This is a genomic window from Halanaerobaculum tunisiense (assembly GCF_054657635.1).
In genome coordinates this window covers 67,016-83,816 of the sequence record NZ_BAAHYI010000008.1, presented here as the reverse complement: position 1 = coordinate 83,816, position 16,801 = coordinate 67,016, and the positions used below count along the sequence as shown (strand labels likewise).

Here is a 16,801-nt window from a genome sequence, read left to right as displayed (position 1 = left end):
ACTGTACAACTCCAAGAATAGGAAAGGGGGTGAATTATTTTATCAGGTTTATTATTTGAAATTTCTGTTTTTGGGATGCTGACTTATTTTATAATGAAATTAGATATATTTTCCCAGATTTTAATGAAAGATTTAGATTATAAAAGAAAAGTTTATTTAAGTTGGATCTTATTAATTATTTCCATGGGACTATTGTATATTTTTACAGTAGATCAGCTACCAATTTATACTTTAGGGATTATATTAAGTGGTAGATTATTTGGTTTTCCTTATGGTAGTTTAGTAGGTATAGTACTTTTTTTACTGGGGAGGCCCTTAGTAGATTTACACTGGGTAGTGATTATAATAGGAGGAATTAGTGATTTATATCATGCCCCCTTATTAAACAGACTAAAATTAAGACTTAAAGATATAGTAGTTAGTTTATTGTTGACTTGCGGTTATCTTTTATATATCAGAAATTATAAATTATTATTATATTATATATGCTTTTATGTAGTACTTACTATTGTTAGTAATTTTAAATTACAGTTAAAATCATTTCAGAGACAAAAGCGAGAGTTTAAGAATGCTTGTCAAGCTCGAGATAGTTTAGAGCAGTTACATTCTATTAACGAAAAACTAATTTCTAATTTTAAAGTTGAAGAAGCTTGTGAAGAATTAGTAAAAATTGGTTGTCAACAGTTAAATGCTAAATATGGAGGAGGTCTACTTTATAATAAAACTAAAGAGAAATTTGAATTAAAGTGTAAACAAGGCTTGGATAAAAAATATATAACAAAACTACAGTTAGCTAAGTCAGCTTCTTTTGTTGCAGATTTAGAAAAGGAAGATATTTTAGTTATTGATAATCTGAAAAAATACTGTTATTATAACTGCTCTATTTTTTTAGAAGATGGTTTTAGGTCAGCTGTAATAGCACCTGTTTTTAAACAACAACAAATAAAAGGGGTTCTTTTCTTTTTAGCTAAAAAGAAAAACTTTTTTTCTGATTTAAATTTAACTCCATTACAAACTATAATTGATCAAGCTCCTTTAGTAATTGAAAAAGCAGAGATTTTTGAGAAGATGGAGCGTAATGTAGCAGGTCTATCAATGTTACAGCGGACTAGTAATATAATTAATTCTACCTTGAAGCAAGAAAAGGTTTTTGAACATACAGTAGATATGATAATGGGAACAATGGGTGTTTCGATGAGTGGATTGTTTTTGGTAACTGAAGAGGAGTTAGATTTAGTAGCTGCTCGAGGGGTTCCTGACCAGAATCGAGAATTGATAGTTACAGAGACTAAAGAAGTTGCGTGGGAAGTAATTGAGAGCAAAGAAATTTTAATTAATGATCAATTAGAGAATAGAAGTGATAAATATAGTTTTGAATTGATAGATGTAAAATCAGTAATGTTCGTTCCGCTAAATATTAGAGGAAGAGTAATAGGAGTAGTTGCTGCTGCTCAGATAGGTTTTGAGCGTAAATTTAAAAAAGCAGATCAAAGATTTGTTACTACTTTAGCCAATCAGATAGCTGTTGCTATTGAAAATGCTAGTATGTATAAAAAAATGGAAAAATTAGCTAATGAGGATGGATTAACTAAATTATATAATCATAGTTTTTTTCAGGAGCGATTGGGAGAAGAATTAGAAAAAAGCAGTCGCCATAATCGTGACTTATCTTTGTTGATGTTAGATATTGATAATTTTAAAGATTTTAATGATTTATATGGGCATCAGGCAGGAGATAAAGTTTTAAAAGAGATAGCTAAGTTATTAAAAGAAAATGTAAGAATAGCTGATGTGGTAGCCAGATATGGAGGAGAAGAATTTGTTATTATTTTACCTGAAACTGATAATCAGGGAGCTTATGAAATGGGACAGAGAATTAATCAATTAGTACGCAATAACATTATCAAGTATAATGGCTTAGAATTAACAGTAACAACCAGTATTGGCGGGGCTACTTATCAACCTAATCAATCCCCAAAAGATTTGATCAGTCAAGCGGACCAAGCCTTATATAAAGCAAAAAGTAGTGGTAAAGACCGGATTTATATAATTGGCGGGAGGTTTGTAGGTGAAGATAGGAACAATTAGTGATTTACTTTTAATAGTTGGAGATATCTTATATCATGGAGCTAGGAATCCCTTACCAGCTGGTTATGATACTCCAGCTGTAGTAGAAGAGCTAAACCAAATGGAGGATGATTTCTTAGCTATTAAAGGGAATGTAGATACAGTAGTTGAAGATAATGGGCGAAGAATTGCTATGTATCATGATTATCAGCATGAAACTAAAGAGGAACGGGTTGATTTTGCCTAGCAATTAGGAGCTGATATTTTAGTATTTGGCCATACTCATGTGCCTTTAGTAGAGGAAGTAGATGGTGTTACTCTATACTACTTAACCCAGGTAGCATTGCTCTTTTTAAGCAAGAATCTGCTATTCCTGCATTAGCAGTAATTGAAAGGGATAAGCTTCAATTAATTTCACTCGAGACTAAAGAAGTACTAACAGAATATAGTTTAGAGTAAGTAGTAAATAAGAGCTAACAATTTTGTTAGCTCTTTTAAATATATTCAACAGTTTATAGAAAACAATTAGCAACTATAATCTAAAGTGAGGGATGAATATGTATGATTTTGACCAAGTAATTGATCGTAAAAATACTAATTCTTTAAAGTGGGATAAGTACAATGGAGAAGATATCTTACCAATGTGGGTAGCAGATATGGATTTTGAGAGTCCACCACAAGTGAAAGATGCTTTAGCCAACAGAGTAGACCATGGTGTTTTTGGTTATGCTGGGGATTATGATCAATATTATAAAGCAATTGTTAATTGGATGGAACAACGTCAACAATGGCAGATAAAGAAGGATTGGATTTCTATTAGTCCAGGAGTTGTACCTGCTTTAAATATGTTAGTAAGATCCTTAACTAATCCTGGAGATAAAGTAATTATTCAACCTCCTGTTTATTATCCTTTCTATCAGGTAGTGGAGAATAATGGTTGTCATGTAGTGGAGAATCCTTTACAGTTTACTGGGCAGCAGTATCAGATGGATTTCTCTGATTTAGAACAAAAAATTGATAATCGAGTTAAGTTACTGATCTTATGTAGTCCGCATAATCCAGTAGGGCGCGTTTGGACGAGAGAAGAACTGAATAAATTAGGAGAGATTTGTATTGAAAATGATATACTTGTGATTGCTGATGAGATCCACTCTGATTTAATTTTACCAGGTAATGAACATACAGTATTTGCTTCTTTAGCAGAAGAGTTTGCGCAAAATTGTGTAGTTTGTAATGCTCCTAGTAAAACTTTTAATTTAGCAGGAATCCAAACCTCTAATATTATTATTCCTAATGCCCAATTAAGACATCTATTTGAGACAGCTTTGGAGAGTAATGGCTTAGGTAGACCAAATGTATTTGCTATTCCAGCTTTACAAGCAGCATATAATCATGGTCAGGAATGGTTAGATGAGTTATTAGTTTATTTACAGGCTAATTTAGAGTTTTTACAAGATTATATAGCAGAGAATATACCGCAAATAAAGGTGATTGAACCAGAAGGAACTTATTTGTTCTGGTTGGATTTTCGCCAGTTAGGTTTAGATGATAAGCAAATAAAAAGATTATTATTTAAAGATGCTAGATTGATTTTAAATCCAGGAGATATTTTTGGAGAGCAGGGAAGAGGCTTTCAGAGGATTAATATTGCTTGTCCTCGGTCGTTACTAAAAGAGGGATTAGAAAGATTAAATAGGGCAGTCAAGGAATATTGTTAAAGTAGTGAAAGTAGGAAATAATCATTTTAATAATGAGAAGAGTGATAAAAATAAATAATTAGCTGATTAACATACCCAAATTTGGGTATGTTATTTTTTTCTGTGCACTTCTTTTGTTTAGCAGGCATAAACTGATACAAAGATCTATTAGTAAAAAGGAGGGAGTTTATGCCTGTTACCCTAAATGCTTTACATTGGGTTTACTTACTTTTCATTTTAGTGATTATTGGGTTTATGGTTTGTAAGCGGGATACATCATTAATATGTATTATAGGGATCTTTACTTTAGGTTTCTTGGCGACAGGTACTTTAGCCCAAGCAGTAATTGGTGTTTTTAATAGTTTGATTTATGCTACTAAGGAATTAATGGGGACTATATTTATTATTTCAGTAATTTATGGAATGAGTCAACTATTGCAAGTTACAGGGATTAATGAAGTAATGGTAGCTCCAGTTACTAAATTTATTAAGACACCTACTTTAGCTTATTGGATTATAGGATTTTTGATGATGGTTATCTCTTGGTTCTTTTGGCCTTCTCCAGCGGTAGCACTTATGGGGGCAGTTTTGTTGCCTATAGCACTTAGAGTGGGTCTGCCAGCTATAGGCGTGGCAGTAGCTATGAACTTATTTGGGCATGGAATTGCTTTATCCAGTGATTTTGTTATTCAAGGTGCACCTAAGTTAACAGCTGATGCAGCTGGTATTCCTGTTGGAGACGTCGTTAGTGCTAGTCTTCCTTTAGTTTTGGTTATGGGAGTTGTAACAACTGTAGTAGCTTTTTGGTTCTTAAAGCGAGATCTTAAGCAAGGAAAGTTGACAGTTGATCAGGAAACAATAGAGGATATTTCTACCGAAGATAGTACAGAAGAAATTGAGGCTACTTTATCAGCTACTAGGCAAAAATTACTTGCTTTATTGATTCCGGGATTATTTATTCTTGATGTAGTAGTAATGATTATGGCCGGATTGCAAGGTGGTGATGCTACAGCTTTAGTAGGAGGAACTGCTTTATTTATTCTACTTCTTATTGCTATGTTGGCCCACAAGAAGGAAGGCTTAGAAAAGGTCACAGAATATTTGATTATCGGGTTGAAGTTTGGGTTTAAGGTATTTGCTCCAGTGATTCCGATAGCAGCTTTCTTCTATATGGGGGATATGGGTATTGTATCTGTTTTTGGTAAGGTGCTACCAGCTGGCTCTAATGGTTTAGTTAATGATTTAGGTGTAGCTTTAGCTCATACTGTTCCACTTAATAAAGGAGTTGGAGCTGTAACATTAACTCTTGTTGGTAGTATTACTGGACTAGATGGTTCTGGTTTTTCTGGTATTTCCTTAGCAGGTTCAGTAGCTAAATTATTTGCTACGGCTATTGGTTCTGGAGTAGCTACTCTGACTGCTTTAGGACAGGTAGCAGCAATTTGGGTAGGTGGTGGTACTTTAGTTCCCTGGGCTCTTATACCAGTGGCTGCTATCTGTGGAGTAAGTCCTTTTGAATTAGCTCGCAGAAATTTAATTCCAGTTATTATTGGGCTGATCGTAACTACGATTGTAGCTATCTTTTTAGTTTAAGAAAGTAATTATTTAAATTTAACCAGAAATCAGTTAAACTGTATAATGAACAACGAATTAAAAAGATTAAATTAAAAGATAATAATTAAGTCAGAAAGAATACAATCTAGTGCTACATTTTGTGATTGATAACCAATTAAATCTGAGAGAGTAATTGAATGGGGTAATTGAGATGGAGGGAAAATATGACAGATCCTATAGACTTAGATACTAAATTGTTAAATATAGCAATTGAAGAATGGCTTACAGCTCAACAGAGGTTAACTCCAGTAGCTCAACAAGAATATCTCAATTATAGAACTGAAGTTTTTGATAATTTTATTGCTTTATTTGAGATCACTATTCCTGATGATATTAAGGAGGATTATGAAGAGTATATTTGTAATTGGTTACAGAATTATTTTACCGCAGAGGGGTATCTTGAAGAAGTTGAGTTAGTAGATATAGAAGAATTCATTTTCTATTTAGCAGAGGATAAAAAATTAAAATTTAAAATTTATCTACGTTATTTTCTTCATTTAGCTCAGCGCTTACACCATTATCAGCATAATAAAGCTGACTTTGTTCTAGCCATCCAAGATTTGAACAATGAGGTTTTATTACAAGCAATTAATAAATATCGGGGCCAAGAAAAAATAAAACAGATTAGATATCAGATAGCTAGAGCTGTTTTAAATAATGACTTTTCTGTAGCTAAGCTAGAGAAGATAAAACAAGAGGTCAGTCAGCAGTACGAAAAGAAAATACTCCAGGCTTGGTCCGATTTTAGTATTCTATTCCAATTATACTATGATCAGTATCAAGAAAAGATCCAGAAACTATTACAGGAGATTTATACTATATTAGCTGAAGAACTAAAGCAAAGAGGCCATAATTTACAGTTTCAATCCAAATTAGCTGATTTTGCTTGGAATAATACTTTTGGGACTGATAGTTGTTGGTTAGCCTTATATCCAGTCGACAAGTCTTCTCATCAAAAAGCAGCCCAATTATTTTTAAAAGTGACTAGAGGGAGTTTGATTGAATATGGTTTAGCTCTAGGAGATAGATTAGAACAGACTGGTAACTCTGATTTAGAGATAATAACTAGTCTAGCTAATCTGAAATTAGAGACGATAATTAATAAATTTAGTTCAGTTATCTCTGATTACAGAAGGATTAATGGTGAATCTTCTGCTCTGACAGTTGATTTTAGTCAAGAGTTGAGTATAAATCAACTTTACTTTCCACCCAAGGAAAAAGGAAGGATTAAGAGGCAAGTCAGAGCTGCTTTAAAGAATAATAAACACATAATTTTAGTTGGTCCTCCTGGGGTTGGTAAATCAAAATTGGCCGAAGAGATATGTGCTAGCTATCAAGTTACTTCCCAGCTGGTAACAGCTAATCCAGATTGGTCTACTTTTGATACTATTGGTGGTTATCAACCTACTAGAGAAGGTGAGTTATCGTTTAAACCAGGGGTGGTATTAAATTGTCTAAAAGCGGATTCACAAACAATTAAAAATCAGTGGTTAATAGTTGATGAGATAAATCGAGTGGATATTGACCAAGCTTTTGGGGCTTTATTTTCAGTTTTGACTGGTGATACTGTGACTTTAAGCTTCCAGGCTAATAATGGGGAAAATATCCAGCTTGGCCCCCAAAGAGGAGCAAAATTGGAAAAGCTAGCAGAGCATGAGTATGTAGTTCCTGATTCTTGGCGGCTGATAGCTACTATGAATACCTTTGATAAGACATCTTTATATGAGATGAGTTATGCTTTCATGAGACGGTTTGCCTTTATTTCTTTATCTGTACCAGAGGAAATTACTACTCAAGTAGTAACTAATTATCTTGAGTGTTGGAGACTAGAGGATACAGCCTATTTAGAACAGGTAACTCAATTATGGCAGGTAGTTAGAAGTTATCGAGAGCTTGGCCCGGCAGTGATCAAGGATCTCTATCACTATTTGCTAACTACTAAGGGAGATTATGCTTCAGCAGTTACAATGTATATTTTGCCTCAGTTAGAAGGTTTATTAGCTAAGGAATTAACTAGTCTTCTTGCTGAAATTATTAATCTTGATTTTATTGTTAATCAGACCCAGATAAAACAATTTACTAGAGATTATTTTAATCTGGAGGTAGTGAATAATGAAGACTAAGGCAGAAGAATTAATTAAAGAAATAGCTGAGGAGTTAATTATTTATCTTAAGGCGGGCCAACTAAGTTTAACTCCTTTTTTACAACAGATTGAGCCTAGTATTAATAATTTTAGGCAATTGTTACGGATTCATTTTATTTTACAACCAGAAGTAATTGCTTTTATAGAGCAATTACCAACTGAGTTGAGACGAATTAAGACTTCCAGCCAACAAGTAAAGAAGATATTACAAGGAGAGGTTAGAGGACAAGTTGATTGGCAACAGACAATTAAGCAACGCTATCAGACCAATTGTCAAGCCCAGTCTTCTTTTGTCTGTCAGCAGAGAAATAGTAATTATAATGTTCAGGAAAATCTAGTACTAAAGAAATTATTAAACCTGCTCCAAACTATTGTAGAACAGGATTTACCCCAGAAAGATTATAATTGGTTAGGGGTGTGGTGGGGAGCAGATAAGTCCTACCAGACAATCCAAGAAGTTTATCTGAATAATTCTTACCTACAGGAAGTTGATTTAAGCCAAGTAGAAGTTACGGACAGGATGATTAATAATGTCCGTCAGAGTAGAAGACGATTTTATCGTCAGGCAGCTGATCTATTGGCTAGCTATCGGGAGTTAGTTGATTTTAATAATCAGCATAAGGAATTAGTTGGTTTATTAGAAACAACTTTTATTCGGCCTCACAATATAGAGACTTTATTTGAATTGTATTGGGTTATTAGATTGATTAGATCTCAGACGGATAATGCTCAGTTACAATTATTAGAGGGGGAGAATAATTTAGTAGCCAGGTGGCAGAAGCAGGATAGGCATTATTACTTATATCATGATGCTACTGGATCTGAGTATTTGGACTGGCAAGTTTCTTTGGGGGAAGTAATAGCTAGTGATAATAGTTATCTACAACAAAAGGTGGCAGCCCATAGAAAAGAAGAGCAGTTAGCCAAAGAACTATTTAACAGTCAGGTAACTGATAATTATTGGGCTGGTCGGCCTGATATTGTATTAGAAATAGTTGCTGGCGCAACTAATGAATTAGAGAAGGTGGTAATTGGCGAAGTGAAGTATACTACCAAACAATCTACAGCTCGGCAAGGACTCCAAGAATTACTTGAGTATTTAGCTTTAGTCAAATATAAAGGGGATTACTTAAATAATAGAGAGTTAACTACGGATCAAATAGATGGGTTATTATTAGTAGATGATGTAGAGTTAGGAACAAAGAAGTCAGCTACAGTAAAGGTGTATAATACTCAAGATGAAGTGCAATTAGATCTTTGAATGGGAAGTGGTTAGATGAAAAAAATCAATGTACAGGCATTATCTATAGCTTTTGGGGTTGCTTGGGCAATTTTAATGTTGCTGCTTGGTATTTTAGCTATGTGGAATGGGGAAATTAAAATGGTGAATCTACTTGCCGATATTTATATTGGTTTTAAACCAACTTTTGTAGGAGTCATAATTGGAGCTTTGTGGGGGCTTAGTAGTGGAATCATGTGGGGCGGGATGATTGGGATAGTATACAATTTATGCACTGATTAAATAGATATAACTTAAATTTGCGCAAGACTCCATGTGGTCGATTACATTGAGTCTTGTTTTGCTTTTTTATTGGCCATTCTGGCCCTGAAATTTATTCTAGTTAAAATAATGATTCAGTTAATTAAAACATATATTATAAAGTGATCTATCTGTTATTTATTATAATATTTAATAAAATATATCTTTATTTATATTTTTTATAAAATAGGATAGGCTAACTTATAAATGGAGGGGCTATAATGGAGAAAGAAAAAAAGAAAGAGTTAATTAGAAAGTTGCAGAAACAAGTTAAGCAGGAGTATCAAATTGGAGTTGAGGAGTTTGCTGAATTAGCTCAGAAGTTGGCCCGGTAAAATATAACTCAAGAAGAATCTAGAGAATTATATACCGAAGTTAGTCCTGGATTATATAAAAAGATGGAGAATAATTAATAAATAATAGAATTAATGAATATAAAATACTTTTATGGCAAAAATAACCTAAAACACATAGTAAGGAGTGAGAACTATGTTGAATCAGGTAGGGTTAGTAGGTAGAGTAGCTAAAGATCCAGAATTAAAGGTATTATCTAGTGGTACTAAGATGACTAATTTACTAGTAGCAGTTGAACGTAATTATACTAATCAAGAAGGGGAACGAGAGGCAGATTTTATCAGTGTTGAAGTCTGGCGGAGACTAGCTGAAAATTGCGCTAAGTTTTTGCAGAAAGGTCGTTTAATTAGTGTGCAAGGGAGACTAGAAGTTGATAATTGGGAGGATCAGGAAACAGGAGAAAGGCGATATAAGACTGGAGTTGTAGCAGATCAGATTCAATTTTTAGATCAGCCAGCTGATTCCAGTTCAGATCAGGAAGCTGGGGAGGCTTCTGCCTAATAATTCTTTTTTTAGGCTGCGGGAGTTCCTGCAGCCTATTTATTATATGGTATTTAAATGTTAAACTAGGTTTAGGAGGTGACTGGAATGAGGAAACAATTAGTAATTATCAGCTTAGTAGTCATTTTTGTTAGCTTAAACTCGTTAGGGTATACCTTAGAATTAGAGAAGGGCTTCCAGGTTCAGCCAGATAAATTAACTAGTCTTCAGGAGGTGGAAGTGCTAAGAGTAATTGATGGGGATACTCTTGAATTAACTACTGGTCAAAAAGTTAGATTGATTGGAATTGATACTCCTGAAACAGAATCTTCTTCGCAACCAGCGGACTATTATGCTACTCAAGCTACTGCTTTTACTAGAGAAAATTTAGCAGGAGAGACTATTTATTTAGAGTATGGAGTAGAAAAAAGAGATCATTATAATAGATTGCTAGCTTATGTATTTAAGCAGAATGGTATTTTGTTTAATGCTCAACTGTTACAGGAAGGATATGCTACTTTATTAACTATTCCGCCTAATGTTAAGTATGTAGATACCTTTCAACAGTTAGTTAAAGATGCTCGTAAGAATAAGAGAGGTTTATGGGCCAAAGATTTAGTTGCTACTAATTCTGACTTGCCTGTTATTAACTGGCAAGATGCTACTAATCATTTAGGAGAAGAAGTGATTGTTCAGGGGAAGATAGTTAATACTTATAATTCTAGGGGACCTATCTTCTTAAATTTTGCTTCTGACTATAGGGCACATCTGACTGCTGTGATTTTTGTTACTGATCAGAATAATTTCAGTGTTACTCCAGCTGATTATTTTTTAGATCGAAAAGTAATGATTAAAGGAAGAATTAAAGAATACGAAGGAGCTCCAGAAATTATTATTACTGAACCTAGACAGATCCAGGTAATAGATTAGACAGGAAGTCTAAACTTAGACTTCCTGTCAGTAGTGAACTCTAACTTATTATTGGAATTCTTGTTGTCTTTTATCTGCTGTTAGCGCAGATAATTTATCCTCTAGGGATTGATGTTGGAGTAAGTCAATACTTCCTAATAAAATATGAGCTAATCCGAAGCCAGTTACTCCCCAACTTAATCTAGCATCTTTAGATCGTAGGCTGATGCCTAGACTAGTTACTAAGCCACCTAGAATAGTAGGAAGTAATCCTTCCCGAATTTTATTTCTAATAACTAATCCCTCCTTAATTAGAGTTCGGTTTTATTATAAGAGAGATTAAGGTTATTTATACAATCAGGAGATAAAGTTAGTTATTTGGGTACAGATGTTATTTAAGTCATCAGATTCTATTTGCAAAGCAAAACTTTTTTCATATTTTTGTAGGGAGTGATTATAAAGTGGATCATAGTATTTAGTTAATAGGGTTTTAATAACTTGTTTTATGTTACCTTGTTTACAGTTGCTTACTAGTTGTTGGTAACCATCTTGGCCAATTTTACGGATGATATGTTTTTTAATAGCTGTAATTGATTCTAAAGCACGTTCGATAAAAGCCTGGGGATTATCTTGATAAGCTGTTGCATATTCAGCAAAAATACGTTCTACTCTTTTTTCTAGGGAACTTTCAATTAAAATATGAACTCCTTGTTCCATAGCTTGGCTAAAGAAATCAGGTAGGACAGAAATACCTATCCGTTTGCTTTCGGCTTCTACAGCGATAAGTGGTGCTCCATTGATTTCTTCTAATTCTTTCCATAATAAAGAATCAAAGTATTTTTGATTGGTTGGCTCACCTAATCCAATACTTCCAAAAGCTGACCCGCGATGGTTAGCTAATTTTTCTAGATCTATAATAGGTATTTCTGCTTCTTTTAGTTTATAGAGTAGTTCGGTCTTACCTACTCCAGTATTGCCATGAAGTACTAGTAATTTACTTTGGAGCTGGTAATTTGCTAGTTGGTCCATGATAAAGTGGCGATATCCTTTATATCCTTTGTCTAGTTTATAGATATCCAATCCAGCTATGTCTGCTACTAGTCCAATACTTTCGCTGCGCATACCTCCTCGAGCACAAAATAGTACAGTATTTTTGTATTGGTTGGATAAGTCTTTTATTTCCTTGATTAGGCGAGGTAATTTAGGTGCTACAATTTCTATGCCTAGCATTCTTGCTTTTTTTGGTGATTGTTGGGTATAAACAGTTCCTACTTGTTCGCGTTCTTGATTATTAAAGATAGGAATATTAACTGCATTGGGAATAGTAGCTTCCTTAAATTCTTGCGGTGCTCTTGTATCAATATAAACTACTGATTCTAAGTTTAAACTCTGTTGATAAGTTATTAGATCCATAATTTTAGTCTCCTTATTATTTATTTTGATAGATTAGTTTCTAATTTAATATTGTAACATAATGAAATTAAGATGCCAAAAATTAAAAAAAGTAAGTTAGAATGGTATAATAAATAATGTAATCTTGATTAATAATTGGAGGTAGAGTAGGTAATGTACCATATTACAAAGCGAATAGGACATAAGGTGGATATTTCTTTATTGACTGTGGCTGATGAATCAGGTACTAAGTATAGGGTACAGGAAGGGCTGATATTGAAAATTTAAGGGAGCAAAAGCAATTATATGCTACTCCAGATGAAATAGCTGCTAATCAGGAAGTTAAAGAGAGAGCAAAACGGATTTATATTTAATCGCCCGCAAGAAAAATAAACTAGTTTTAAACTGAGACCATATGGTCTCAGTTTAGTTATTTATTGACTATATGCTTTAGAAAAGGAATCTCAGAGATAAATGATTTATATAAGTCATTATAGCTTTTCAGTCCGTAAATAACCTCTAATAATTCTTCTAAAATCCACTCTTTAGTAGTTAATAACCGATGAATTTGCTCAGGAGCAAAAAAGAAGAAATTAGTTAATAATTTGGCTTGCTTGAATTCAGGTACTAGTTGTTGATTGATTGCTGTAGTGTATCTAGTTAAGGTATTAGAGCCTTGTAGTATATCTAATATAGTCTTGCTAGCTAGTTGAGCGCTTTTTAAAGCATAAAAGATACCTTCCCCTGATAAAGGATCAACTAAGCCAGCAGCATCGCCAATCAGGAGTCCTGAGTTAGTATTTAATTTTCTAGTTGTCTGCCAGACAGGTAATAGATGGCCTTTAGCTGTTAGTTCTTGGTAGGAGCTGAGATCTTCTTGAACTAAATATTCTTGTAACTTATGTTTTAAATCAAAACCATGTTTATAGGTTGCTATGCCAACTGATAAATGATCTTGTTTAGGAAAAATCCAACTATAGCCTTGGGGAATAGTTCCGTAATCTAACTTGATTTTACCTCTGTAGCTATTTAGTTGTTGAGCAGGAACTTTTATTTCCTTTTCCCAACCTACTGCTGGTTCTGCAGTAGAGGTTAATCCTAATTTAGTTGCTACTAAGCTATTTACTCCATCAGCTCCAATTACAAATTGGGTTCTAAATTCGGTTTGAGGTGTGATTACTGTAGTATTTTTCTCAGTTGATATTAGATCAGTTACTTTAGTATCAGTAATTACTTTTACTCCTGCTGCTTGAGCTTTGTTAACTAAGAAGTGATCAAACTGATCTCTCATCACTAGGTAAACAAAGGGACGGGTGAAATCAATTTTTATTGGTGCTTGGAACTGATAAGCAAATTCTACATAACTAATTTTATCTTCTAGTACTGGAGTTAAATCTAGGCCAGATAATAATTCTGTAGTCTTGAGTGAGACTGCGCCCCCACAGGATTTATAACGGGGTAATTTTTGTTGTTCAATCAATAAGACTTTTAAATTTTCTTGGGCCAACTTATAGGCTGCATAAGCCCCAGCAGGTCCAGCACCAACAATAATAACATCATATTGCAATCTAATCACCACCATTTTGAGGAGTTAATAATATCTTATTTCATATCTTGGTAAATAATTAAATAATACTCTTACCAATAAGATATCACAATTTTGATCTAATTTAAATAGAGTTCTAATCAATTCTTTTGTGATTATCCGGCTTTGTGTTGCATAAATTGATAATAGTAACTAGGAGAGGATACTATGAAAAAAATGATTAATAAGTTCAAGCGGGTAACCCAAAGTTTAGGTAATTCGGTTAACCAGACGATTATTGTGGGCGGAAATGAGGTTAGTATTCAGTTGGCTCAACATTTAATTCAGTTAGGTCAAGATGTAGTTGTTATTGCCAAGAAGGAGGAGCAAATCAAACAAATTCAGGAACGAGTGGATGTCTTAGTCTTACAAGGTAGAGGAACTAATCTGGATACTCTATATCAAGCTGGAGTAGAAGAAACTGATCTGTTAATTGCTATTACAGATAATGATCAATCCAATCTATTAGCTGGTATTTATGGGCGTAATTTAGGAGTAGAACAGGTAATAGTCCAACTTAAAAATCAAAAAATATTTCATCCTGAGTTACAAACTAAGAATTTGGATCTTAATCTGGTTTTAAATCCCTTTTCTATGACAGTTAAACGGATTAAAGATTTAATTAAACCAGGTGTTGGTTCTGATTTGGATAAATTATTAGGTAGTAAGACTCAAGTTTCTAAGTTGCGAGTGTCGCACCAAGGTGATTTTGCCTACCAGACAGTAAGTGATCTGGAATTGCCAGAAGAATCATTATTATTAACAGTTTTACGACAAGGTAGAGCTTTATTGCCTTGTGGTGATGATAAATTGTATCCTGGAGATGTTTTATTTATTATTTCGCAGCAGACTTTCAAAGGGAAGTTAGGTCAGTTGGTTAGTTATACTACCAGGAGTAAGAATAAAATAGTATTAGCTGGTGGAGGCCGGATTAATTACCAGTTAGCTAAATCATTTGCTTCTCATTCAGTAGTTACTTTAATTGAAGAGAAGCAAGAGAAATGTGAAGAAATAGCTGATGAGTTAACAGATATTTTAGTGCTCCAAGGTCAGGGAACAGACCTTGACTTACTGAAAGAAGAAGGGATTGCTAAAGCAGATGCCTTTATAGCTGATACTAATAATGATGAGGCTAATTTATTACTAGCTAATATAGCTAAAAAGTTAGGAGTTAAGTCGGCAATTGCTATAGTATCTAATATTAATTATAGTTCTTTAAGTGACTTGCTATCTGTAGACCAGATTATTAGTCCTTCTTTGTTGGCTATTGATACAATTTTGGATTATTTGCACCAAGGACAAGTTGCAGATAATACTGTGTTTGCTGGTCAAGTTAAATTTACCAGAGTAGAGAATAAAAAGAGGACTAGAGTGGAGCAATTAAACTTACCTACTGATTTGTTAATTGGATTGGTGACTAGAAATCAGAAGACTTTAATTCCCGATGGTGCTACTAAATTAGAACGAGGAGATGAGTTATTAATCTTTTCTTTGCTGACTAGAAATGATATTCAGAGTTATTTTAGCTAGTAGGAGGCCAGTTTATGAGATTAAAGTTAGTTTTTGGGATGTTAGGTATGTTATTGGTTTTTGTAGGACTTAGTATGTTGCTCCCTATCTGTGTAGCTCTTTATTTTGGGGAGATAGAGGGGATAGCTTTTGTTGTAGCAATGGGGTTTACAGTTAGTTGTGGCCAATTATTAAGGAGTTTAGCTAGTGAACAATCAGCTATTAGACACCGGGAAGGATTTGCAATAGTAACTTTAGGTTGGTTTACCATTTCTGCTGTTGGGGCTTTACCATTGTTGTTAGCTGGTACTTTTGATAATTTTATTAATGCTTTTTTTGAAAGTGTAAGTGGTTTTACTACTACTGGAGCCACAGTAATTATGTCTTTAGAGAGTTTATCCCATACTATTTTATTCTGGCGGAGTCTGATGCATTGGTTAGGTGGGATGGGCATTATAGTAATGTCGATTGTTATTTTACCAGAATTAGCTGGTTCTATGCAGTTATTTAAGGCAGAAGTCCCTGGTCCAGTTCATGAACGGTTAAAACCCCGGATTAGAGAAACAGCTAAGACAATCTGGGTTGTCTATATTGTGTTAACTTGTCTCCAATTTATGGTTTTGTATCTGAATGACTTACCTGTTTTTGATGCTATTATCCATTCTTTTGGTACAATTTCTACAGGTGGTTTTTCTTCCCGGACATTAAGTGTTAGAGCCTATGATAGTTTGCTGATTGATGGGATTATGTCCTTTTTTATGTTTATAGCTGGAATTAATTTAACCTTACACTATCAAGTTATAAAGGGGAATCTAAAGTCAGTTTTAGAAAATAAAGAACTTAAATTTTATGTTTTATTAGTAGTAGGATCTATTATATTAATTACTATTAATCTCCGGTTTAAAGTCTATAATCACCTGGCAGAATCATTTAGGTATGCTGCTTTTCAGGTAACTTCCATTATTAGCACAGCTGGTTTTGCTACTGTTGATTATGATATCTGGCCCCCTTTTTCGCGAGGTATTTTGTTAATTTTGATGTTTATTGGAGGTTGTGCTGGTTCCACTGCCGGAGGAATTAAGGTGATTAGAATTTATGCGCTAATGAAGAAAGGGTTTCAGGAACTACACAAACTAATTCATCCCCGAGCTGTAACTTCTTTAAAGATAGGTAACCGGGCTGTTTCAGATGAAGTTTCAACTAGTATCTTAGGTTTTTTCTTTCTCTATATTATTGTATTTGTAGTTTCTACAATTACTTTAACTTCCTTTGGGATTGATTTAATCAGTTCTATCTCTGCTGTAGCAGCAACTTTAGGGAATATAGGTCCGGGATTAGGGTTGATTGGCCCGCTAAATACTTATGTGCCGTTGCCTATAACTGGTAAGTTATTACTTAGTTTTTGTATGATTCTAGGTAGATTAGAGATTTATACAGTATTAGTCTTTTTATTATCCGGTTTTTGGAGAAAATAGATTATAAGTCTCACTGGAGGGGATAGAGTCGTGTG

14 protein-coding genes are annotated in these 16,801 nt (G+C 33.9%); 11 read left to right on the top strand and 3 right to left on the bottom strand.

Annotation, left to right across the window (positions count from 1 at the left end):
* The first annotated feature begins 93 nt into the window (after positions 1-93).
* From ACYQ3D_RS08515 to ACYQ3D_RS08475, 9 genes are all read left to right on the top strand, one after another.
* A complete protein-coding gene (locus ACYQ3D_RS08515) occupies positions 94-2,088 on the top strand; it encodes a sensor domain-containing diguanylate cyclase (protein WP_459837805.1) in 1,995 nt (664 codons plus the stop codon).
* The gene (locus ACYQ3D_RS08510; protein WP_459837803.1) at positions 2,069-2,314 is read left to right on the top strand and encodes a metallophosphoesterase family protein; all 246 of its coding nucleotides are present in this window, start codon (positions 2,069-2,071) and stop codon (positions 2,312-2,314) included. Before ACYQ3D_RS08515 ends, ACYQ3D_RS08510 begins: the two co-directional genes overlap by 20 nt.
* A gap of 310 nt (positions 2,315-2,624) precedes the next feature.
* Positions 2,625-3,785, top strand: coding sequence for a MalY/PatB family protein (locus ACYQ3D_RS08505; RefSeq protein ID WP_459837801.1), 1,161 nt, complete (start codon positions 2,625-2,627; stop codon positions 3,783-3,785).
* A gap of 168 nt (positions 3,786-3,953) precedes the next feature.
* A complete protein-coding gene (locus ACYQ3D_RS08500; RefSeq protein ID WP_459837800.1) occupies positions 3,954-5,357 on the top strand; it encodes a hypothetical protein in 1,404 nt (467 codons plus the stop codon).
* 185 nt (positions 5,358-5,542) lie between these two features.
* Entirely contained in the window at positions 5,543-7,501 is a 1,959-nt protein-coding gene (locus tag ACYQ3D_RS08495; protein ID WP_459837799.1) for an AAA family ATPase, read from the top strand.
* A complete protein-coding gene (locus tag ACYQ3D_RS08490; RefSeq protein ID WP_459837797.1) occupies positions 7,491-8,783 on the top strand; it encodes a hypothetical protein in 1,293 nt (430 codons plus the stop codon). Before ACYQ3D_RS08495 ends, ACYQ3D_RS08490 begins: the two co-directional genes overlap by 11 nt.
* 15 nt (positions 8,784-8,798) lie before the next feature.
* Positions 8,799-9,044, top strand: coding sequence for a hypothetical protein (locus tag ACYQ3D_RS08485; protein ID WP_459837795.1), 246 nt, complete (start codon positions 8,799-8,801; stop codon positions 9,042-9,044).
* A 507-nt stretch (positions 9,045-9,551) separates the two neighbouring features.
* Positions 9,552-9,917 carry a single-stranded DNA-binding protein gene (locus ACYQ3D_RS08480; protein ID WP_459837792.1) on the top strand — a complete coding sequence of 122 codons (366 nt, stop codon included), beginning with the start codon at positions 9,552-9,554 and terminating at the stop codon, positions 9,915-9,917.
* A gap of 87 nt (positions 9,918-10,004) precedes the next feature.
* The gene (locus tag ACYQ3D_RS08475; protein ID WP_459837790.1) at positions 10,005-10,826 is read left to right on the top strand and encodes a thermonuclease family protein; all 822 of its coding nucleotides are present in this window, start codon (positions 10,005-10,007) and stop codon (positions 10,824-10,826) included.
* Between the two features lie 48 nt (positions 10,827-10,874).
* Here ACYQ3D_RS08475 and ACYQ3D_RS08470 read toward each other — a convergent pair whose 3' ends face one another.
* The 3 genes from ACYQ3D_RS08470 to ACYQ3D_RS08460 form a co-directional block, all read right to left on the bottom strand.
* Positions 10,875-11,087, bottom strand: a complete 213-nt coding sequence (locus ACYQ3D_RS08470; RefSeq protein WP_459837856.1) for an asparagine synthase — start codon at positions 11,085-11,087, stop codon at positions 10,875-10,877.
* Positions 11,088-11,162: 75 nt separating this feature from the next.
* Positions 11,163-12,218: a tRNA 2-selenouridine(34) synthase MnmH gene (mnmH, locus tag ACYQ3D_RS08465; protein WP_459837787.1), complete on the bottom strand. Its 1,056-nt coding sequence runs from the start codon at positions 12,216-12,218 to the stop codon at positions 11,163-11,165.
* A 409-nt stretch (positions 12,219-12,627) separates the two neighbouring features.
* Positions 12,628-13,764, bottom strand: a complete 1,137-nt coding sequence (locus ACYQ3D_RS08460; protein WP_459837785.1) for an NAD(P)/FAD-dependent oxidoreductase — start codon at positions 13,762-13,764, stop codon at positions 12,628-12,630.
* Positions 13,765-13,950: 186 nt separating this feature from the next.
* On the opposite strand from ACYQ3D_RS08460, the gene trkA reads away from it, so the two are divergent.
* Together trkA and ACYQ3D_RS08450 are read left to right on the top strand one after the other, a co-directional pair.
* Positions 13,951-15,312, top strand: coding sequence for a Trk system potassium transporter TrkA (gene trkA / locus ACYQ3D_RS08455; protein ID WP_459837782.1), 1,362 nt, complete (start codon positions 13,951-13,953; stop codon positions 15,310-15,312).
* Positions 15,313-15,326: 14 nt separating this feature from the next.
* A complete protein-coding gene (locus ACYQ3D_RS08450; protein WP_459837780.1) occupies positions 15,327-16,766 on the top strand; it encodes a TrkH family potassium uptake protein in 1,440 nt (479 codons plus the stop codon).
* Positions 16,767-16,801 lie beyond the last annotated feature (35 nt).

Coding starts and splice junctions, on each gene's coding strand:
- ACYQ3D_RS08500 (WP_459837800.1), top strand. CDS start 3,954: ATGCCTGTTACCCTAAATGCTTTACATTGGGTTTACTTACTTTTCATT.
- mnmH (WP_459837787.1), bottom strand. CDS start 12,218: ATGGATCTAATAACTTATCAACAGAGTTTAAACTTAGAATCAGTAGTT.
- trkA (WP_459837782.1), top strand. CDS start 13,951: ATGAAAAAAATGATTAATAAGTTCAAGCGGGTAACCCAAAGTTTAGGT.
- ACYQ3D_RS08480 (WP_459837792.1), top strand. CDS start 9,552: ATGTTGAATCAGGTAGGGTTAGTAGGTAGAGTAGCTAAAGATCCAGAA.
- ACYQ3D_RS08505 (WP_459837801.1), top strand. CDS start 2,625: ATGTATGATTTTGACCAAGTAATTGATCGTAAAAATACTAATTCTTTA.
- ACYQ3D_RS08495 (WP_459837799.1), top strand. CDS start 5,543: ATGACAGATCCTATAGACTTAGATACTAAATTGTTAAATATAGCAATT.
- ACYQ3D_RS08475 (WP_459837790.1), top strand. CDS start 10,005: ATGAGGAAACAATTAGTAATTATCAGCTTAGTAGTCATTTTTGTTAGC.
- ACYQ3D_RS08485 (WP_459837795.1), top strand. CDS start 8,799: ATGAAAAAAATCAATGTACAGGCATTATCTATAGCTTTTGGGGTTGCT.
- ACYQ3D_RS08450 (WP_459837780.1), top strand. CDS start 15,327: ATGAGATTAAAGTTAGTTTTTGGGATGTTAGGTATGTTATTGGTTTTT.
- ACYQ3D_RS08515 (WP_459837805.1), top strand. CDS start 94: ATGAAATTAGATATATTTTCCCAGATTTTAATGAAAGATTTAGATTAT.
- ACYQ3D_RS08490 (WP_459837797.1), top strand. CDS start 7,491: ATGAAGACTAAGGCAGAAGAATTAATTAAAGAAATAGCTGAGGAGTTA.